This window comes from Parageobacillus galactosidasius, from assembly GCF_002217735.1.
Taxonomy (GTDB): domain Bacteria; phylum Bacillota; class Bacilli; order Bacillales; family Anoxybacillaceae; genus Parageobacillus_B; species Parageobacillus_B toebii.
The window spans coordinates 1,214,522-1,234,216 of sequence record NZ_NDYL01000001.1 but is presented as its reverse complement, the minus strand read 5'-3'; the positions used below and the strand labels follow the sequence as shown (position 1 = coordinate 1,234,216).

Here is a 19,695-nt window from a genome sequence, read left to right as displayed (position 1 = left end):
ATAATAACAGAAGGGCTGTCTGAAAAGTAACATTTCTACTTTTCACCAGCACAGCCCTTCAAAATCTATATTTATTGTTGTAAAAGACGTCGAATCGTGTCGATCAGTTCGTCTACAGACACTTCCATTGACTCGCCTGTTTGGCGCACTTTTACTTCTACAATTCCTTCATTAGCGCGCTTTCCAACTGTCACCCGAATTGGAATTCCGATTAAATCGCTGTCGGCAAATTTGACGCCAGCGCGCTCCGGACGGTCATCATATAATACTTCAAAGCCGGCTTGTCCAAGCTTTTCATACCATTCGTCAGCAAGCTGACGCTGCTCCTCATTTTTTGCATTCACCGAAATAAGATGGACGTGGAAAGGAGCAACTGATGCCGGCCACACAAGACCGTTTTCGTCGGCAAATTGCTCGGCAATCGCAGCCACTAACCGGGAAACGCCGATGCCGTAGCAACCCATAATCATCGTTTGCGAACGTCCATTTTCATCTAAATAAGTCGCGTTCATCGCTTTGCTGTAACGCGTGCCCAATTTAAACACGTGGCCAACTTCAATGCCGCGGGCAAAGCGAATCGTGCCTTTTCCATCTGGAGACGGATCTCCTTCTTGAATAAAACGTAAATCTGCATATTCAGAAACAGTAAAATCACGCTCTGGATTGACGCCAATATAATGATATCCTTCCTCATTCGCCCCACATACACCATTGACAATTGCTTTTACCGCGTGATCGGCAACGACGGTAACAGATTCGCTAACACCGATTGGACCGAGCGAACCGACCTCACAGTTCATTGCTTGCTTCGTTTCTTCCGGTGTTGCCAGCTCTACGACCGATGCGTCAAATAAGTTTTTCACTTTTACATCGTTTGCTTCATGGTCGCCGCGGACAAGTACAAGTACGTAACGGTCATCCACTTTAAAGAGCAATGACTTGATGCATTTTTCTGGCGTCACCTGTAAATAGGAAGCTACTTCTTCTATTGTTTTTTGCCCCGGTGTATGCACTTTTTCCAATTTGCGAAGCGGCTCATCGCTTTTTTCATATGTAGTAATAACAGGGGCCATTTCGATATTTGCCGCGTAATCAGAAGCATCGGAATAGGCGATCGTATCTTCACCGATTTCCGATAATACCATAAATTCATGCGTATCTTTTCCGCCAATCGCTCCGGAATCAGCAATGACGGCGCGGAAATTTAAACCACAGCGGCGGAAGATGTTCGAATACGCTTCATACATTTTATTGTATGTTTCATCCAAACTTTCTTGTGACGTATGGAACGAATAGGCGTCTTTCATAATAAATTCACGGCCGCGTAATAAACCGAAGCGCGGGCGTTTTTCATCACGGAATTTTACTTGAATTTGATAAAGCGTAAGCGGCAGGCGCTTATATGTTTTCACTTCGTCACGCACAAGCGCCGTAATTATTTCCTCATGCGTCGGTCCAAGCGCAAAATCGCGTTCATGACGGTCTTTCAGGCGCATAAGCTCCGGACCGTACGAATACCAGCGGCCGGATTGCTGCCATAATTCCGCTGGCTGCAGCGCCGGCATGAGCAATTCGATCGCTCCGGCACGATTCATTTCCTCACGAATGATCGCCTCTACTTTTTGCAATACGCGCTGGCCAAGCGGTAAAAACGTATATACACCGCTTGCGCTTTGTCGAATAAATCCAGCGCGCAACAACAGCTGATGGCTTTTCACTTCTGCGTCTGCAGGCACTTCACGCAATGTTGGGATAAATGACTGACTTTGTCTCATCTTCTCGCACCTCTTTTTCTCTATCTCTTTTGTTCAAGGAAAGAAGGAAGAAGACTTCCCATCTTTCCTTCACTTTTCATAGGAAAAACTTTTGAATGTCATTCCATGTAACAACAAGCATTAATAGCATTAAAAGGGCAAAACCGATAAAATGAACCATTCCTTCTTTTTGGCGGTCAATCGGTTTGCCGCGCAGCGCTTCGACGGCGAAAAAGAGCAATCGCCCACCATCAAGCGCAGGAAGCGGCAATAAGTTGACAATACCAAGGTTAATGCTTAAAATCGCTCCCCATTTCATTAAATAGTAAATTCCCGATTCTGCCACTTTTCCAGTTGAAACGGCAATGCCAACCGGTCCCGATAGCATATCGAGCTTAAATTGACCAGTGACTAACTGTCCGAGACCAACAAGAATTTCTTTCGTCCAATAATACGTTTCAATGACTCCTTGTTTTAATGAGCCGAAAACCGATTTTTCCATAGGCCCGTACACACCAATAAGACCAATCGTTTCTCCTTGTACTGTTTTCGCGTCAGGCGTTACCGTAATATCCATAATTTTTCCATTCCGTTGTATTTTAAAAAGCAATTCCTCTTCTGGATGGGCACGAATAATATCAACGACTTGCGTCCACGTCTTGACCGGTTCGTCATCGATCGAAAGAACGATGTCACCTTGCCTGAGGCCCGCTTCTTTTGCCGCGCCGTCTTTTGTCAGTTCGCCGATTATCGGTTTGTCAACCGGATATCCTTGAAGCAATCCGATTAACAAAAATACAACAAATGCCAACACAAAATTCATAAGCGGTCCTGCTAAAATCGCCATCGTCCGTTGCCCTAACGTTTTCGCGGCAAATTGACGATGATACGGAGCAATTTGAATTTCTTGATGGTCGACGACGAAAAAGGCTGGCTCGTTCACGGAAAATCGTTCGAGGCGATCTTCATTTTGATCCACATAGCCGGTAATGTACATCTGATGTTCTAAATCTGCTTGTTCTACTTCAATTATTTTCGCATTTGGATAGTCGTCTTTATGGTTGACAATAATTTTGTCGACGTTGCCATCGCGATCTAGTTCTAATCCGACGACTTGCCCAGGTTTAATTTCGATCATTTCCGGGTCTTCACCGGCCATGCGGACAAAACCGCCTAATGGGAGCAAACGAATCGTATATACGGTTTCGTTTTTCTTAAATGAAAATACTTTTGGACCGAAGCCGATGGCAAATTCACGGCATAAAATTCCCGCGCGCTTAGCGAAAATCAAATGGCCAAGTTCGTGGAAAAACACAAGCGCACCGAAAATCACAATAAACGCAATGATCGTTTCCAATGTTTCAACCACCTTTTTTTATAGTAGTGACCGAACGTACCGGCGGGTTTCCGCATCAATTTCACGAATCTCCTCCAGCGATGGTTCTTTTACGAATTCATGCCGCTCTAGTGCACGTTCAATATATTCCTCAATAGTTAAAAATGCGATACGGCCTTGCAAAAAGGCGGAAACTGCCTCTTCATTCGCTGCGTTCAACACCGTTGGCAACGACCCGCCCGCTTTTCCTGCTTCATATGCTAATTGTAAACAACGAAAACGCTCAAAGTCTACCCGCTCAAAGTGTAATGTGCTAATTTCTGCTAAGTCAAGCGGTTTCGCATTGGCTAGCGGCAAGCGTTCAGGGTATGTTAAAGCATATTGAATCGGTACGTGCATATCTGGCATTCCGAGCTGGGCGATCACGCTTGTATCACGGAATTGAACGAGCGAATGAATGATGCTTTCACGATGTAATAACACATCAATTTGCTCATATGGCAACTCGAAAAGCCAATGCGCCTCAATAACTTCTAACCCTTTGTTCATCATTGTCGCCGAGTCAATCGTAATTTTTGCTCCCATCGACCAGTTCGGATGGCGCAACGCTTCTTTCACTGTTACGTTTTTTAATTCTTCCCTTGTTTTATCACGAAAGCTGCCGCCGGAGGCTGTTAAAATAATTTTTTCCACACGGTTTCGTTTTTCTCCTTGTAAACATTGAAAAATTGCCGAGTGTTCGCTGTCAACTGGCAATAAAGAAACGCCTTGTTTTTTAGCGGCTGCTGTTACAATATGCCCTGCTGTTACAAGTGTTTCTTTGTTCGCTAATGCAATCGTTTTGCCTGCTTCAATAGCTCTTAGTGTCGGAACAAGACCTACGCTTCCAACAACGGCTGTCACAACGATATCCGTCTCTGGGAAAGCCGCTGCTTCAATTAATCCCTCCTCGCCAAACACGATTTTCACTTTTCCTGCGTATTCGCTGCGAAGCTTCTCATAAGCGTCCGCCTCAGCAACAGCGACAAGCCGAGGAGCAAACTCTTCAATAATCGCTCGCGCCATGTCCACATTTTTTCCAATCGATATTGCTGTCAATTGAAACTCATCTGGATGGGAACGAATAATATCCAACGTCTGGGTGCCGATGGAACCACTCGCCCCTAATATACTAATATATTTCAATTCCTTCACTCCTAACTCCCTTATAACGCTGCATTGATGAAAAAGTGTAAAATCGGCAAAATGAATAATAAACTATCAAAGCGGTCCAAAATACCGCCATGACCCGGCAAAATATTTCCTGAATCTTTCACGCCATAATACCGTTTAAATGCGGATTCGACTAAATCCCCTAATTGACCAAATATGGAAAGAACAATCGTCATCACAATTAAAAGGGCAAAACTGTCAAAAAGGTTTGTACATAGTTGATATATAATGGCAACAACAACCGCACAAACAATTCCGCCAATCGAGCCTTCTACGGTTTTATTCGGGCTAATTTCCGGCCAAAGCTTGCGTTTTCCCCATGCTCGACCGATAAAATACGCTCCCGTATCTGTCGCCCATATGGTAAATAAAGCATAAACCATATACGCTAAACCAATAAAGCGGGTTTCCATGAAATAATAAAACCCGAAGCCAACATAAAGAATGGATAAACATATAAATCCTGCTTCTTCAAATGTAAATGCGTTTTTTGTCACCACCGTATATATAAGCAACAATAATACGGCAACTACTAATAATTCGATTTTCGTTATATTGAAGGACTCGAGCCAATTGGTGTAGGCTTTTGGAATAAGAAGCCCCCATAAAAGCAGGAAACCAATGATTCCTTCTTTAGAAAACACGCGAAGACGTTTCATGCGCAATAATTCAAACAGCCCAATCGTTGCCAATATATATGTTACTATTATAAACGGAAATCCGCCAAAAATAACAATCGGTAAAAACAGTGCGGCGGCAATGACTCCAGTAATGATCCGTTGCTTCATCTTGTTTAAACTCCTCCAAACCGGCGATTACGCTTTTGAAAAGCAGCAATCGCTTCTAATAAATGTTGCTCTGTAAAATCTGGCCATAACACATCGGTAAACCAAAATTCAGTGTAAGCGAGCTGCCATAACATAAAATTGCTTAAACGTATTTCTCCGCTTGTACGGATGAGTAAATCTGGATCCGTTAAATCTTTTGTCATTAAATAGGAAGACACTAATTCTTCTGTAATTTGCTCCGGAGATAGCCGGCCTTTTTGAACCTCTTTGGCAATCTGTTGCACCGCATATGTAATTTCCGCACGGCTTCCGTAGTTTAAAGCAAAATTAAGAATCAACCCTGTATTTTCCTTTGTTTCGTGAATGGCTCTCTCTACCGCCCGCCGCGTATGCTCAGGAAGCTGCTCGATATGGCCAATCACGCGAACATTGACATTCTCCTCTGCCAATTCAGGAAGAAATGTCGTTAAAAATTGTTCTGGAAGCTTCATTAAATAATCTACTTCGCTTTTCGGCCGCTTCCAATTTTCTGTCGAAAATGCATATAATGATAATATTTTTATGCCAAGTTCGTTGGCAAAACGAGTAATTTTGCGAACGACTTGCATGCCTTCATAATGGCCTGCCGCCCGCGGCAATGCGCGTTTTTTCGCCCATCTCCCATTCCCATCCATAATGATGGCCACATGTTTCGGGATTGGGTTTCGCATTATTTCTTCTTTTGTGTAAACAAGAGGAGAGGATGGCTCATCCTCTTTATTTTTCCAAATTTTATTAAACATACTAGTCCTCCGTATTGATTTTTATTATTAATGTGCCATGCGGCTAGCTAGTTTCAAAACAGCTATTTTTTCCGTCTCATTTTGCCTTTTCATTATAACAAAAAAACCCTCCATGTATATAGAGGGTCTTTCCTATTTCATTACACTTCCATAACTTCTTTTTCTTTCTCTTTCGTAATCGCATCAATCTTTGCGATATGGTCATCGGTAAGCTTTTGAACATCATCTGTATAACCGCGCAATTCGTCTTCCGTAATTTCCCCGTTTTTCTCAAGCTTTTTCAACTCATCATTTGCATCACGGCGGATGTTACGAACAGCAACTTTCGCATCTTCCGAATATTTTTTGACAAGCTTCACTAGCTCGCGGCGACGTTCTTCTGTTAATGGCGGAATGGTGATGCGAATGACTGACCCATCGTTGGATGGCGTTAATCCTAAATCAGAAGATAAAATCGCTTTTTCAATATCTTTTATAACCGATTTATCATACGGCTGGATGACGAGCAACCGCGCTTCCGGAACGCTGATGCTTGCCAGCTGGATAATTGGTGTAGGCATGCCGTAATAATCAACTGTTACTTTTTCTAATAAACTCGGGTTTGCTCTTCCTGCGCGAATGGTCGCAAGCTCACGAGTGAACGCTTGAACAGCTTTGTCCATTTTTTCCTTTGCAGTATTGATAATTTGTTGTACCATCTTTATTTCCCCCTTACGATTGTTCCTATATTTTCACCAAGAACGGCACGTTTTATATTGCCTTCTTCCATAATGGAGAAAACAATCAACGGAATATCGTTATCCATACATAACGATGAAGCAGTAGAGTCCATCACGCCTAATCCTTGTTTAATAACATCTAAATAGGATAGTTCATCATATTTTACCGCGTTTTCATCGACTTTCGGGTCAGCGCTATATACACCGTCAACGTTGTTTTTTGCCATTAAAATAACGTCTGCTTCAATTTCAGCAGCACGTAATGCGGCAGTCGTATCTGTTGAAAAATATGGATTTCCTGTTCCTGCTGCAAAAATAACGACACGTTTTTTCTCCAAATGGCGGATCGCTCTTCTTCGTATGTAAGGTTCAGCAACTTGCCGCATTTCAATGGATGTTTGCACTCTCGTTTCGACGCCGAGATTTTCGAGGCTATCTTGAAGCGCCAGTGAATTCATCACCGTTGCGAGCATTCCCATATAGTCCGCTGTGGCGCGATCCATTCCCATCTCGCTTCCCGTTTTTCCGCGCCATATATTGCCGCCGCCGACGACGATCGCAATCTCAACACCGAGTTCGGCGACTTCTTTTACTTGTTTTGCAATGGATTGAATGATCGAAGGATTAATACCAAATCCTTGTTCACCAGCTAACGCTTCACCGCTTAATTTTAATACAACTCGCTTATACTTTGGCTTTTCCATGTCAAACCTCCATGCAGCTAATTAAAAGCGAAAAAACGTTTATTTCCAAGGAAACATCGCAAAGAAAATGCCACATTGCTTCCTGTCAAGCTAAGCGTTGTAACGTTCTATTTTTAAAAATAGGGAACACGGCGTGTGTTCCCTATGGACTTCATTCATTGCTTTCTCATTTGATTCATTACTTCTTCAGCAAAGTTATCTTGGCGTTTTTCCATACCTTCGCCAACTTCATAACGGATAAATGTTTTCACTGTCGCGCCGTTAGATTCAACATATTGACGGACTTTTACATCTGGGTTTTTCACAAATGCTTGTTCTAGCAAGCAAATATCTTCATAAAATTTGTTTAAACGGCCTTCTACCATTTTTTCAACGATATGTTCCGGTTTTCCTTCATTTAATGCTTGCTGTTTCAATACTTCGCGTTCGCGATTAATTTCTTCTTGCGGCACTTGGTCGCGAGAAACGTATTTCGGATGCAATGCGGCGATATGCATTGCCACATCTTTCGCTACTTCTTGGTTTGCCGAACCTGCTAATAATGTTAATACGCCGATGCGGCCTCCCATGTGCAAATACGCACCGAAAACATCATTTTCTCCTTTTTCCACAATTTCAAAACGACGCAACGTGATTTTTTCACCAATTTTTGCAATTGCAGCATTAATATGTTCTTGAACTGTTGCCCCGTTATCCATTGTTTGTCCAAGCGCTTCTTCAAGCGTAGCTGGTTTATGTTTTAACAAGTGTGCAGCAAGTTCTTTTACTAACGTTTGGAACGCTTCGTTTTTCGCAACAAAGTCCGTTTCAGAGTTCACTTCTAAAATAACAGCCGTGTTGCCGTCGACTTCGACCAGCGTCATTCCTTCCGCAGCAATACGATCCGCTTTTTTCGCCGCTTTGGCGATCCCTTTCTCGCGAAGCCAATCGATCGCTTTTTCCATATCACCGTTTGTTTCTGTGAGCGCTTTTTTGCAATCCATCATCCCCGCGCCCGTTTTTTCACGCAATTCTTTTACCATTTGTGCTGTAATCGCCATAAATAAAAATCCTCCTTTAAACTCGCATATATGTATCGTTCAAGCAAAATCGGCGGAAGCTAATTTTGCTCTCTCCCGTAATTAGTATAGCCAACTACGGCCATTTTCTGTCTCAAAAAAAGGTGATAAAAGGCTTTTCCCCTCTTATCACCTTTCCCAAAACACATTACTCAGCAGCAACGACTGCTTCTTCGCCTTGTTTTGCTTCTAACACTGCGTCCGCAATTTTGGAAGTAAGAAGTTTTACGGCACGAATTGCATCGTCGTTTGCTGGAATGACATAGTCAATTTCATCCGGATCGCAGTTTGTATCTACAATTCCGATAATCGGAATGTTTAATTTGCGCGCTTCTGCAACAGCAATGCGCTCTTTGCGCGGATCGATTACGAACAATGCGTCCGGCAATTCTTTCATTTCTTTAATGCCACCTAAAAATTTCTCTAAACGTTCTTGTTCTTTCTTTAAACGAATGACTTCTTTTTTCGGAAGTACGTCAAAGATGCCGTCTTCCGCCATTTTTTCAATTTCTTTTAAACGTTTAATACGTTTTTGAATCGTTGCAAAGTTTGTTAATGTACCACCTAACCAACGTTGATTCACATAGAACATGCCGCAACGTTCTGCTTCTTCTTTCACAGACTCTTGCGCTTGTTTTTTCGTACCGACAAACAAAATTTTACCGCCGTTTGCTGCTAATTCTTTTACGAAATTATATGCTTCTTCCACTTTTTTGACGGTTTTTTGTAAGTCGATAATATAAATGCCGTTGCGTTCTGTGAAAATATATTTTTTCATTTTTGGATTCCAACGGCGAGTTTGATGTCCGAAATGAACACCAGCTTCAAGCAATTGTTTCATAGAAATAACTGACATTGCAAGATCCTCCTATTTGCTTGGTTTTTATTCCTCCGCCCACGTCATTTTTAAGCAAGACTGACAGCGTCAGCACCGTTGCTTAAATCGATGGGCGTGTGTATTCACACCATGTAAAAATATATCATAACTGCATGTGACAATCAAGCAATTGTTAGCCTACTTTTGGTGAAATTTTAATAATAACTCGATTTCCGTTTTTCCTTTTTTTAGAATTTTAGCGATTTCTTCAATCGTTTTTCCTTGTTCGAAAAGCTGCCATGCCTCTTCGACAAGCGAAGGCATAGCTTGATGACGTATATCAACGATGTCTTTCACATCGTCAACGTTTGGAAAATAGTTAGGCAGCGCTTCTTCTTTTGTCGATGTTGCATCGGCTTTGGAAGAAGATTGCTTTCTATCAGCCTTAGTGCGGTTGGTCAGCATGTCGGTCAGCTCTTTTAGAAAACGCTCGTTTTCTTCCTTCCACTCTAATAAATATGCAGAAAACGTTTGTTCCATCTCCTCAGCCATTTGTTGCTGACGTTTTTCTGTTTCTTTCACTTTCGATAATTGTAAATAAAGCAAAATAATAACGAACAATGAAAGCGCATGAAGAATAAAACTGACAACAAGTAAAAATGCAATCATCGCATCCCTCTATCCTATCATATCAATGATTTTTCCTTTATATGGATGGATATTTTTATTGTTTTGTTCCCGGCAAATATTGGCGCTTGTTCGCTTTTCTGTCACTTGCCTCCGCGCTCGCTCCTCTTGTTTTTTTGTCGCTTCAGCAAGCTGTGATTGCATAAGCTGTGCGTGATGATGCAAAGCATTTTGAATTTTTCCAGCATCGTACGTTTTTGGGAACGCTATTTGTAATTCGATTAATTTGATATCCATATGTCCCCACTTCCTTTTAAGCTAAAGCGCTTGTTCTAGAATTTTGCGCAGCTTAAAAATGGCTTTTGAATGAAGCTGGGAAATTCTTGATGTGGAAAGTCCTAAAATTTCTCCAATTTCGGTAAAAGTAAGTTCTTCTTTATAAAACAAACTAATAACAAGCTGCTCTTTTTCACTTAGCTGCTGGATTACTTCTGCCAATTTCTCATACAATTCCTGCTTTAAAACTTCTTCCTCCGGAGAAGGTGTTTTTTCATCACGAATGGCTAGAAGCGCGTTTTCTTCTTCCTTGTTTTCCGTAATAACATGTTGAAAAGATAAGACGTTGGCAAAAAAGTTCTCATTTACTGCCATATATACTTCCTCTTCTGTGATCCCTAGTTCATCGGCAACTTCTTTTGCTGTAACAGACCGCATATACCGCTGCTCCAGCTTTTCGATCGTTTCCTCAATTTTTTTCGCCTTTTCCCTTACGCTGCGCGGAAGCCAATCTTCTTTGCGCAGCCCATCGAAAATGGCGCCGCGAATCCGAAATGAGGCGTACGTATCAAATTTTAAATCACGGGAGGGATCAAACTTTTCGAGCGCGTCGTAAAGCCCCATTAATCCAAGACTTATTAATTCTTGTTTACTTATAGTTTTTGGCAACGACGCGGCTATTCGTTGAACATGATAATGAACAAGCGGCATATATGTTTGCACGAGCTTATCTCCGGCTTGCGGGTCACGGTGATATATCCAACGATCCCAATATTTGCGTTCTTCGCTCGTTAAAACGTTCGCCATGTGATTCCACCTCATCTTTTTCAAAATGCCGCTGTTATTTCTCTCATATTTCTTTCGTCCCTTGATTCACTGTACGAATCGATAAAATGGCCGTTTTCGGATTAAATTCGATCGTTCGTCCGCTGTTGCCGCCAACATCTTCGGCAACGATCGGAATATGAAACCGGTTCAACTGCTGCCTAACTGCTTCGACATTCCTTGCTCCAATTCGCATCATATCCGTACTTTTGGAAGGAAAAGAAAACATTTGCGCTCCACCGGCCATTTTTGCTTTTAGCATCCCTTTTCTTCCTCCCGCCTGAACAACGAGTTCTATTAACGCTTCGATCGCTGTATCTGCATATTTCGCTACGTTCATTGTTTCCGATCTCGAAAGCGAAGAATCAGGAAGCATCACATGCGCAAGTCCCGCCACTTCCTTCCATTGGTCAAAAATGACGACGCCGACACATGATCCTAATCCAGATGTTCGAATTAAATTTGGCGCATGAACCACCTTCATATCGGCAATGCCAACTTTTACTACATGAATGGTTTCGCTCACGGAAGATCCACACCTAATGCGCGAAAAATGGAAGCGAACGAATCTGGATCAGGAAGTAAGAAGAAATGCCCATTGACACTATCTTCTGGACGGCGTTCATCATACAAAGCGGTATCAATAAGAATCGCATAATCACCAACGCGAGACAATTCCAATAACCCATATTGCAAAATAGCGCCAATCATATCAACGGTTAGCATCGGAACAGATGGATAAAATGCCAAATTAGTAAAGTCAGCCAGTGCCGAAAGATAGGAACCGGCAAGTATATTTCCTAGCTCTTGCAGCGCTGATTGTCCTAGTTCTGATGGATGTGAATCAAACGTAAACGTCTCATCCCCCGTCATTTGACGTATAAACCGCTCTGCCTGTGCCAATGAAAGTACAAAAAACATATTTCCCGGAGCATCTCCTTCAATCCTCAAATACACACATGCTACTACTTGTTCCGCACCGCCAATAAGCTCCATTACTTCATCAAATGTAGCAATTTGAACATATGGAACAGCCATTTCAATTTTTTTATTTAATAGTTTTGATAAGGCTGTTGCTGCATTCCCTGCTCCGATATTGCCGATTTCTTTTAAAATATCAATATGGGTGCCACTTAATTTGTTGATATGTTCCATCATTTTGTAACTCCTCTCGATAAAAGCAAAGCTTTCCCGACAATGGCATTATGTTTCCAACGCTTTCTCTAAATTGAGCAAAATAAGCAATCTTTTTCCTACCTTTGCTACCCCATGAATATAATCCACTTCCACAGCACCAATCGCTTCTGGAGGCGGTTCGATGCTTGACGCGGGTATATCAAGCACATCGTTAGCAGCATCGACAATCAACCCAACTTCTATATCTTGAAGCGCAACAATAATAATGCGCGTTTGTTCGGAATAAGGGGAAGAAGGAAAACCAAATCGTTCTCTCAAGTCAATAATCGGTGTTACTACACCACGTAAATTAATAACTCCTTTCACATAATGCGCCGTACGCGGAACTCGAGTAATATGTTGAATTTTTTCGATGGAACGAACGTATTGAACAGGGAGTGCATATTCTTCATTTTTTAGTTGAAAAACAATCACTTTCCATTCCGACTCTTGAACGTCAACCATCTTACATTCCTCCTTCCAATTAAAACCACTATTATTTAATTAACGCATTGCAGTCGATAATAAGCGCTACTTGCCCATCCCCTAATATGGTGGCACCGGAAATAGCAAATACAGAAGTTAAATAGTTTCCTAATGATTTTAAAACGACTTCCTGTTGCCCAATAAAGGAATCAACAACAAGACCCGCCATTTTTTCCCCTTTGCGAACGATGACCACGGAAACAAATTCTTTCTCTTCCGATATAGTTGGTACTTCAAAAATTTCTTTTAAGAATACAAGCGGGACAACTTTTCCACGGAAATCAATGACTCGCTGATTATGCGCATGGAAAATATCTTCTTTCTTAATGATCGCTGTCTCAATAATGGATGATAATGGAATAGCATATTTTTCTTGTTGAATTTCAACAAGCAGCACTGAAATAATGGACAATGTTAACGGCAGTTGAATCGAAAAAATGGATCCTTTTCCTTCCTCGGAATCCACTGTCACCGTACCGCCAAGCGATTCGATCGTGCTTTTGACAACATCAAGCCCAACTCCGCGTCCAGAAATATCAGAAATTTTGTCTGCCGTCGAAAAACCAGGAGCAAAAATAAGCTCATACACTTGCCTATCCGTTAAATTAGCGGCGTTTTGCTGGGAAATAATTCCCTTATCCATCGCTTTTTGCAACACTTTATCACGATTAATGCCGGCACCATCGTCCTCTATTTCAATAAACACATGATTACCGCTATGATACGCTTTTAATTTTACCGTTCCTTCTTCCGGTTTGCCGTTTGCCCGACGCACATCTGGTGTTTCAATGCCATGGTCAATTGCATTGCGGAGAAGGTGAACAAGCGGATCACCGATTTCATCAATAACCGTGCGATCAAGCTCTGTTTCCGCCCCGATGATTTCTAGCTTTACTTTTTTCCCTAATTCGCGCGCCAACTGACGAACCATGCGCGGGAAGCGGTTAAAGACCGTTTCTACCGGCACCATGCGCATATTTAAAATAATGTTTTGTAAATCGCTTGAAATGCGCGACATTCGTTCCACCGTTTCATGAAGTTCCGGATGATTTAATTCGCGGGAAATTTGCTCCAAACGCCCGCGGTCAATGACAAGCTCCTCAAATAAATTCATTAAAATATCGAGTCGTTCGATATTAACGCGGATCGTTTTATTTGCTGATATCGATTGTTTTGTCGCTGCATTTGCCTCAACGCTTTTCGGACGCTGTTCTTTCTCGACGGTTGCTGCTTGTTGTTGCATTGTTTCTTCCTGAACAACTTCGACATCGTTTGTTTTCTTCCGCTCATCTATATCGAATAGTGCTACGTCCACTTCTTCCACTTCGGAAACTTTCATTATCCGCTCATATAATTCTTCTGCTGATTTTTTCGTTACAACGGTGACAATGAATTCCCGATCAAACTTCTCCTCCTCAAGCATCTCTACAGGAGGGTTCGATTTAATCACTTCGCCTGCTTCGTTTAATGCTTCAAATATCATAAACACGCGTGCAGATTTTAATAAACAGTCAGCTCGTAATTTAACGCGTATTTCATACGCAAAAAAGCCTTGCTCTTTTGATTGTTGCAGCACATTGTACTCAAATTCTCCGTAAGTTTGGGTAAGTGATATATTAGAAGAACTAGTCTGTTCCGTTCCTAATTTAGTCGGTGACTCTCCTTGTTCAATACGTTTTAATTGATCGACTACTTCTTTTACATCACGCTTGCCATCGCCGCCTTCCGCAATGGACATAATCATCGCTTCTAAATGATCCACTGCCTGAAAAACAACATCTAATATTTCTGGGGTAACGGTAATTTTATGGTTGCGAATGCCGTCAAGCACATTTTCCATTTGATGGGTCAAATTTGCTAAATCTTCAAACCCCATCGTTGCAGACATTCCTTTCAACGTATGTGCTGAACGGAAAATCTCGTTTACAATCGACATGTCTTCAGGTGCTTTTTCCAATTCTAGCAACTGTTCATTGATTGCTTGTAAATGCTCTTTACTTTCTTCAATGAACACTTCCAAATATTGGCTCATGTCCATCGCCTTTTCCCCCTTGCCCTTCTACATATTTGACAATCATTTCTGCAATTTGTTCTAAAGGCACGATCGAATCTACTACATTTGCTTGAATCGCTGCTCTCGGCATCCCGAACACGACCGCTGTTTCCTGTGCTTCAGCGATTACTTTGGTGTTTCCATTTTCTTTTAATTTTTTTAATCCTGCTGTTCCGTCTGAACCCATTCCTGTCATAATGACTGCAATTTTTTCATAGCCCGTTAATGCGCTTATCGATTCAAACAGCACATCAACAGATGGACGATGGCCATTTCGTGGCGGCGACTGTTCCACGCATGCCGTAAGCGACCCATTTGATTCACGTACTAATAAATGAAACCCGCCAGGCGCAATATAAGCAGTGCCATTTTGCAACGTTTCCCCATCTTCTGCCTCTTTTACGGTAATTTGTGAAAGTGAATCAAGCCTTTGTGCCAATGATTTTGTAAATCCTTTTGGCATATGTTGAACGATCATAATTGGTGCAGCAATATTTTCTGGCAATCTCGTTAACACTTGCTGTAAAGCGCGGGGGCCTCCCGTTGATGTCCCAATACAAACGATTTTTTTGCGCTGATGTGCCCGCTTGTCATACATCGGATTCATTATTATTTCACTTGCATTGTCTTTGGATATTACCCGTACATTGGCACGACTTGCTAGCAGCACTTTGTTTATTAGTTCTTCTTTCACTTTATATAAATCAAGCGAAATCTCCCCGGACGGTTTTGCAACAAAGTCGATCGCCCCATATTGCATGGCGATAATCGTATTTTTTGCACCTTCTGTCGTCGTGCTGGATAACATTACAACAGGAAGCGGATGTTCTTTCATTATTTGTTTAAGCGCATCAATCCCATTCATAATCGGCATTTCGACATCTAATGTAACGACATCCGGATTTAGCAGAGAAACCTTTTTTAGTGCTTCTTTGCCGTTTCTAGCCGCTCCTACTACTTCGATTTGCGGGTTTTCGGAAAGAAGATCGATAATAAACTTTCGCATAAAAGCCGAGTCATCTACAACGAGCACTTTCACTTTGTTCATGTATTCTCTACCTTTCTAAAAGGAAATGCCGCAATCTAGCAAAGAAGTTAAACGATCGCTGGACTCTTTCTTCATCCATTGCCCGCGCTGACAAATAACGATCCGTTAGCATATACATTGCACGGCTAATTTTCGAAGCCGGGTCGAACAGTAAAAACGGTGTTTGCCGCACTACTGCCTTATAGACAGAGCGGTCTTCCGGCAAAACGCCCAACGGAATAATATCCTTATTAAGAAATTGTTTTGCCACACTTTTTAATCGACGCAACGTATCTCGTCCTTCTTGATCGGTCTGGGCTCGATTCACAATGACATAAAACGGAATATTCTTTTCTTGCATATGAACATACTTCATCATCGCATACGCATCTGTCATCGCTGTCGGCTCCGGTGTCGTGACGATAAAAATTTCATGGACCGCCTTTAAAAGACGAAGTCGGTCTTCGGAAATGCCTGCTCCCATATCGAAGATAAGATAGTCGTATTGTTCAGATATCGATTGCAATTGCGTTAAAAAGTAATCCATTTTTTCTTCGTCCATTGTAAATATATCGGCTAGTCCTGTTCCTCCAGCAATAAACGAAATATTTTCCGGACCATTTTTAATCAGCTCATATAACGAAAACCGCTCATAAAACAAGTCAATTATCGTCGCATGAGACGATTGACCGAGCAAAATATCGATGTTTCCCATTCCAATGTCCATGTCAAGCAACAATACCCGAAAGCCTCGTTTGGATAACATAATCGAAAAGTTGAGTGAGACGTTGGATTTACCGACCCCACCTTTCCCGCTAGTGATTGCAATCGCTTTTGTCGCACTTTGTTCATTTCGTCTATTTAATCGCAACCGTAAGCTTTCTGCTTGATCTCTCATGTTCGTTCGACTCCAAACAACATATTCATCATTTGTTCAACCGATGCTTCCATCATATCGTCAGGAACGTTTTGGCCATTTGTTAAATAAGCAGCTCCTACTTTATATTCCATCATTAAATTAAACATCGCACCGTAATGAGTTGTTTCATCTAACTTTGTAAAGATGAAGCGATCAATCGGAATGAGAGAAAACTGTTCATAAATCGTTTTCATATCCTCGTATTTTGCCGTTAGCGCAAATACGAGAAACGTCTCCATTTCTTCATTAAAATCGATCATATTTCGCAAATCTTTTACATATTGTAAATGACGGAAATTTCGTCCCGCTGTATCAATAAATACTACATCGCGATCGGACAGTTTTTTCTTTGCTTCGTGAAAATCTTGCAAATTATAACAAACTTCAAGAGGTACATTTAAAATGTTGGCATACGTTTTCAGTTGATCGATGGCTGCAATCCGATACGTGTCTGTCGTAATAAATGCAATGTTTTTTCCATGCTCCAAAACGCAACGCGCGGCAATTTTGGCTAATGTCGTCGTTTTTCCTACGCCTGTCGGTCCAACCACATTAATATATTTTTTTTGAAAGGAAATTCCGCCGAACGGAAGCAGCGACAATTTTTCCTTCATTATTTCCTTGGCCCAGGCAACCACTTGCTTTTCTGTCGCTTTTCCGCCATTTGTATACCATTTCTCCAGCAAATCGGCCATGATTTCTTGCACAAGCGGAGCAGAAATTTCTTGTTTTGCTAGCCGGCAATGCACTTCTCCTAGCGGTCCCGGATAATGGGAAAAGCCAGTGGTGACGTTTGTTGAGAGCTGTTTTAACATCGTTTTTAACTCTTTCAGTTCATGAAGCAGCTCCGCATCTTCTTTCTGCTTTTTCTCGGCAAGAAGCGAAGTCGTTTCCTTTTTTCTTTCCGCCCGTTCGTGCACAGGCTGTGGATCGACAGCGGCAATCACCTCGATATTTTTTTTTGTAAATAACCCCAAAAATCCGCCTTTACGAACCACTTTTGAATTTAAAATCACCGCATCGCTCCCAAGTTCCGCACGAATCATTTTCATTGCTTCCGGCATCGACGGTGCAACAAATTTCTTTACTTTCATGCTATATCCACCATCCCAACGCTTTGAACTTCCACATTTGCTTCAAGCTCGTTATAAGATAAAATCGGCAAGTTTGGAAAATATCGTTCCGTCAATTGCCGCACATACATACGAACAGCAGGGGAACAAAGCAAAATCGGCGTCTGATTCGCAAACGGATGCTGTTCAAGCTGTGCGGCAATCGCTTCAATAATCGACTGCGACCTTTCCGGATCCAGCGATAGATAGCTTCCATGTTCAGTCTGTTGTACCGCATCGGCAATCGTTTTTTCCACTTTTCCTGATAATGTAATTACTTTTAACGGCTCTCCCGGAATGACATATTGATTCGTAATTTGCCTTGCTAACGCTTGCCTCACATATTCGGTTAATATGTCTGTATCCGTTGTCATGCGGGCAAAATCTGCCAGCGTTTCAAAAATGAGCGGCAAATTGCGAATCGATACTTTTTCTTTTAATAGTTTCGCTAGTACTTTTTGCACTTCACCGATCGAAAGTGGATTCGGCGTCACTTCTTCCACTAATACCGGATACGATTCTTTCAAATGATCGATAAGCTGCTTCGTTTCCTGACGCCCTAACAATTCATAAGCATGGGCTTTTAACACTTCTGTAATATGTGTAGAAACGACAGACGGCGGATCAACGACCGTATAGCCCAACATTTCCGCCCGATCTTTCATATCTTCGGAAATCCATTTGGCAGGAAGTCCAAATGCCGGCTCCACAGTGTCAATTCCCTCAATGGAATCATCTTCGATTCCTGGGCTCATCGCTAAATAATGATCTAAGAGCAGTTCACCGCGCGCCACTTCATTCCCTTTAATTTTTAAACGATACTCATTTGGCTGAAGTTGAATATTATCACGTATACGAACAACTGGAATGACTAACCCTAGCTCTAGGGCTAGCTGCCGGCGAATCATGACAATCCGATCAAGCAGATCCCCGCCTTGATTCGCATCGGCAAGCGGAATAAGGGCATAACCAAACTCAAACTCAATCGGATCCACATTCAGTAGGCTAATAACACTTTCCGGACTTTTTAATTCGTCCATTTCCGTTTCTTTCGTTTCTTCTTGCGAAGGCGCTGCTTCTTGACGGGCCGTCTGTGTGGAAAAACGATATCCGCCAAGCGCAAGCAGACCGGCAATCGGAATCGTAAGCACATCATTAATCGGTGTGAACAGGCCTAACAAGAAAATCGTTCCCGCCGTCACATATAACATTTTTGGAAACGCAAACAACTGCTTCATAATGTCGCCGCCGAGATTGCTATCGGATGCGGCTCTTGTCACGACAATTCCCGTAGCTGTTGAAATTAATAATGCCGGAATTTGACTAACAATTCCATCCCCAACGGTTAATAACGTGTAGCGCTGTGCCGCCTCAGAAACATCAAGCCCCTGCTGAACAACGCCAATCACCATGCCAAAAAGCATATTAACGACGACAATAATCATCCCGGCAATAGCATCGCCTTTTACAAATTTGCTCGCTCCATCCATCGCCCCATAAAAGTCCGCTTCCTGAGCAATTTTTTCACGGCGCTGCCGCGCTTCTTGTTCCGAAATCATTCCTGCATTTAAATCAGCGTCAATGCTCATTTGTTTCCCGGGCATCGCATCGAGCGTAAAGCGTGCCGCTACTTCTGATACACGTTCAGCGCCTTTTGTAATGACGACAAACTGGATAATAATTAAAATCAAAAACACAACGAAGCCGACGACCACATTGCCGCCAACAACAAACGTACCAAACGTTTCCACAACCCCGCCTGCTTCTCCTTTACTTAAAATCGAACGTGTCGTAGAAACGTTTAACCCTAACCGAAATAGTGTAAGAAGTAATAAAAGGGACGGAAAAATCGAAAATTGCAGCGGCTCTTTCATATTCATCGCCGTAAGGAGAACTAATAGCGCAAGCGAAATATTAATAATAATTAATACACTTAACAGCCATGACGGCAGCGGGATAATGAGCATTGCTACAATTAAAACAACCATCAATAATACCGATAAATCTCTTGCTTGCATACACGT

Annotated in this window: 20 protein-coding genes; all 20 read right to left on the bottom strand. The window is 42.1% G+C overall.

Going from position 1 to position 19,695, the window contains the following annotated elements; all coding sequences use genetic code 11:
- Positions 1–71 precede the first annotated feature (71 nt).
- The gene (locus tag B9L23_RS06545; protein WP_062753355.1) at positions 72–1,775 is read right to left on the bottom strand and encodes a proline--tRNA ligase; all 1,704 of its coding nucleotides are present in this window, start codon (positions 1,773–1,775) and stop codon (positions 72–74) included.
- A gap of 76 nt (positions 1,776–1,851) precedes the next feature.
- Positions 1,852–3,111, bottom strand: a complete 1,260-nt coding sequence (gene rseP, locus B9L23_RS06540) for an RIP metalloprotease RseP (RefSeq protein WP_062753357.1) — start codon at positions 3,109–3,111, stop codon at positions 1,852–1,854.
- 18 nt (positions 3,112–3,129) lie between these two features.
- Positions 3,130–4,275, bottom strand: a complete 1,146-nt coding sequence (gene dxr / locus B9L23_RS06535; RefSeq protein ID WP_089097482.1) for a 1-deoxy-D-xylulose-5-phosphate reductoisomerase — start codon at positions 4,273–4,275, stop codon at positions 3,130–3,132.
- Between the two features lie 20 nt (positions 4,276–4,295).
- Positions 4,296–5,090 (bottom strand): phosphatidate cytidylyltransferase, encoded by a 795-nt coding sequence (locus tag B9L23_RS06530; RefSeq protein WP_015863478.1) that lies wholly within the window; start codon positions 5,088–5,090, stop codon positions 4,296–4,298.
- Positions 5,091–5,095: 5 nt separating this feature from the next.
- Positions 5,096–5,872, bottom strand: a complete 777-nt coding sequence (locus B9L23_RS06525; RefSeq protein ID WP_089097081.1) for an undecaprenyl pyrophosphate synthase — start codon at positions 5,870–5,872, stop codon at positions 5,096–5,098.
- Between the two features lie 140 nt (positions 5,873–6,012).
- Positions 6,013–6,570 carry a ribosome recycling factor gene (gene frr, locus B9L23_RS06520; protein WP_015863476.1) on the bottom strand — a complete coding sequence of 186 codons (558 nt, stop codon included), beginning with the start codon at positions 6,568–6,570 and terminating at the stop codon, positions 6,013–6,015.
- Positions 6,571–6,572: 2 nt separating this feature from the next.
- Positions 6,573–7,295 (bottom strand): UMP kinase, encoded by a 723-nt coding sequence (gene pyrH, locus B9L23_RS06515; protein ID WP_089097080.1) that lies wholly within the window; start codon positions 7,293–7,295, stop codon positions 6,573–6,575.
- Between the two features lie 155 nt (positions 7,296–7,450).
- The gene (gene tsf, locus B9L23_RS06510) at positions 7,451–8,335 is read right to left on the bottom strand and encodes a translation elongation factor Ts (RefSeq protein ID WP_015863474.1); all 885 of its coding nucleotides are present in this window, start codon (positions 8,333–8,335) and stop codon (positions 7,451–7,453) included.
- 166 nt (positions 8,336–8,501) lie between these two features.
- Complete coding sequence (gene rpsB, locus B9L23_RS06505; protein ID WP_062753365.1) at positions 8,502–9,209, bottom strand: 30S ribosomal protein S2; 708 nt, start codon at positions 9,207–9,209, stop codon at positions 8,502–8,504.
- Positions 9,210–9,368: 159 nt separating this feature from the next.
- Complete coding sequence (locus B9L23_RS06500; RefSeq protein WP_089097079.1) at positions 9,369–9,839, bottom strand: hypothetical protein; 471 nt, start codon at positions 9,837–9,839, stop codon at positions 9,369–9,371.
- A gap of 9 nt (positions 9,840–9,848) precedes the next feature.
- Positions 9,849–10,094, bottom strand: coding sequence for a hypothetical protein (locus B9L23_RS06495; protein WP_062753366.1), 246 nt, complete (start codon positions 10,092–10,094; stop codon positions 9,849–9,851).
- A gap of 21 nt (positions 10,095–10,115) precedes the next feature.
- Positions 10,116–10,880 (bottom strand): FliA/WhiG family RNA polymerase sigma factor, encoded by a 765-nt coding sequence (locus tag B9L23_RS06490; protein ID WP_015863470.1) that lies wholly within the window; start codon positions 10,878–10,880, stop codon positions 10,116–10,118.
- A 43-nt stretch (positions 10,881–10,923) separates the two neighbouring features.
- Positions 10,924–11,382, bottom strand: a complete 459-nt coding sequence (locus tag B9L23_RS06485) for a chemotaxis protein CheD (protein ID WP_171698686.1) — start codon at positions 11,380–11,382, stop codon at positions 10,924–10,926.
- A gap of 38 nt (positions 11,383–11,420) precedes the next feature.
- On the bottom strand, positions 11,421–12,053 hold the full coding sequence (locus tag B9L23_RS06480; RefSeq protein WP_041269852.1) for a chemotaxis protein CheC: 633 nt from the start codon (positions 12,051–12,053) through the stop codon (positions 11,421–11,423).
- A gap of 48 nt (positions 12,054–12,101) precedes the next feature.
- Positions 12,102–12,539, bottom strand: coding sequence for a chemotaxis protein CheW (locus tag B9L23_RS06475; protein ID WP_015863467.1), 438 nt, complete (start codon positions 12,537–12,539; stop codon positions 12,102–12,104).
- A gap of 31 nt (positions 12,540–12,570) precedes the next feature.
- Positions 12,571–14,598: a chemotaxis protein CheA gene (locus tag B9L23_RS06470; protein ID WP_089097078.1), complete on the bottom strand. Its 2,028-nt coding sequence runs from the start codon at positions 14,596–14,598 to the stop codon at positions 12,571–12,573.
- Positions 14,564–15,661: a protein-glutamate methylesterase/protein-glutamine glutaminase gene (locus B9L23_RS06465; protein WP_062678212.1), complete on the bottom strand. Its 1,098-nt coding sequence runs from the start codon at positions 15,659–15,661 to the stop codon at positions 14,564–14,566. Before B9L23_RS06465 ends, B9L23_RS06470 begins: the two co-directional genes overlap by 35 nt.
- Positions 15,662–15,668: 7 nt before the next feature.
- Positions 15,669–16,538, bottom strand: a complete 870-nt coding sequence (locus B9L23_RS06460) for a MinD/ParA family protein (protein ID WP_089097077.1) — start codon at positions 16,536–16,538, stop codon at positions 15,669–15,671.
- Positions 16,535–17,653: a flagellar biosynthesis GTPase FlhF gene (gene flhF / locus B9L23_RS06455; protein WP_089097076.1), complete on the bottom strand. Its 1,119-nt coding sequence runs from the start codon at positions 17,651–17,653 to the stop codon at positions 16,535–16,537. Before flhF ends, B9L23_RS06460 begins: the two co-directional genes overlap by 4 nt.
- Positions 17,650–19,689, bottom strand: a complete 2,040-nt coding sequence (flhA, locus tag B9L23_RS06450; RefSeq protein WP_062753374.1) for a flagellar biosynthesis protein FlhA — start codon at positions 19,687–19,689, stop codon at positions 17,650–17,652. The genes flhF and flhA overlap by 4 nt, the downstream gene beginning before the upstream one ends.
- Positions 19,690–19,695: the final 6 nt, after the last annotated feature.

What these genes read in the sequence shown, in the direction of transcription:
- B9L23_RS06545 (WP_062753355.1), bottom strand. Translation starts at nt 1,775, where the DNA reads ATGAGACAAAGTCAGTCATTTATCCCAACATTGCGTGAAGTGCCTGCA.
- B9L23_RS06530 (WP_015863478.1), bottom strand. Translation starts at nt 5,090, where the DNA reads ATGAAGCAACGGATCATTACTGGAGTCATTGCCGCCGCACTGTTTTTA.
- B9L23_RS06525 (WP_089097081.1), bottom strand. Translation starts at nt 5,872, where the DNA reads ATGTTTAATAAAATTTGGAAAAATAAAGAGGATGAGCCATCCTCTCCT.
- frr (WP_015863476.1), bottom strand. Translation starts at nt 6,570, where the DNA reads ATGGTACAACAAATTATCAATACTGCAAAGGAAAAAATGGACAAAGCT.
- pyrH (WP_089097080.1), bottom strand. Translation starts at nt 7,295, where the DNA reads ATGGAAAAGCCAAAGTATAAGCGAGTTGTATTAAAATTAAGCGGTGAA.
- tsf (WP_015863474.1), bottom strand. Translation starts at nt 8,335, where the DNA reads ATGGCGATTACAGCACAAATGGTAAAAGAATTGCGTGAAAAAACGGGC.
- rpsB (WP_062753365.1), bottom strand. Translation starts at nt 9,209, where the DNA reads ATGTCAGTTATTTCTATGAAACAATTGCTTGAAGCTGGTGTTCATTTC.
- B9L23_RS06500 (WP_089097079.1), bottom strand. Translation starts at nt 9,839, where the DNA reads ATGATTGCATTTTTACTTGTTGTCAGTTTTATTCTTCATGCGCTTTCA.
- B9L23_RS06495 (WP_062753366.1), bottom strand. Translation starts at nt 10,094, where the DNA reads ATGGATATCAAATTAATCGAATTACAAATAGCGTTCCCAAAAACGTAC.
- B9L23_RS06490 (WP_015863470.1), bottom strand. Translation starts at nt 10,880, where the DNA reads ATGGCGAACGTTTTAACGAGCGAAGAACGCAAATATTGGGATCGTTGG.
- B9L23_RS06485 (WP_171698686.1), bottom strand. Translation starts at nt 11,382, where the DNA reads ATGAAGGTGGTTCATGCGCCAAATTTAATTCGAACATCTGGATTAGGA.
- B9L23_RS06480 (WP_041269852.1), bottom strand. Translation starts at nt 12,053, where the DNA reads ATGGAACATATCAACAAATTAAGTGGCACCCATATTGATATTTTAAAA.
- B9L23_RS06475 (WP_015863467.1), bottom strand. Translation starts at nt 12,539, where the DNA reads ATGGTTGACGTTCAAGAGTCGGAATGGAAAGTGATTGTTTTTCAACTA.
- B9L23_RS06470 (WP_089097078.1), bottom strand. Translation starts at nt 14,598, where the DNA reads ATGGACATGAGCCAATATTTGGAAGTGTTCATTGAAGAAAGTAAAGAG.
- B9L23_RS06465 (WP_062678212.1), bottom strand. Translation starts at nt 15,661, where the DNA reads ATGAACAAAGTGAAAGTGCTCGTTGTAGATGACTCGGCTTTTATGCGA.
- B9L23_RS06460 (WP_089097077.1), bottom strand. Translation starts at nt 16,538, where the DNA reads ATGAGAGATCAAGCAGAAAGCTTACGGTTGCGATTAAATAGACGAAAT.
- flhF (WP_089097076.1), bottom strand. Translation starts at nt 17,653, where the DNA reads ATGAAAGTAAAGAAATTTGTTGCACCGTCGATGCCGGAAGCAATGAAA.
- flhA (WP_062753374.1), bottom strand. Translation starts at nt 19,689, where the DNA reads ATGCAAGCAAGAGATTTATCGGTATTATTGATGGTTGTTTTAATTGTA.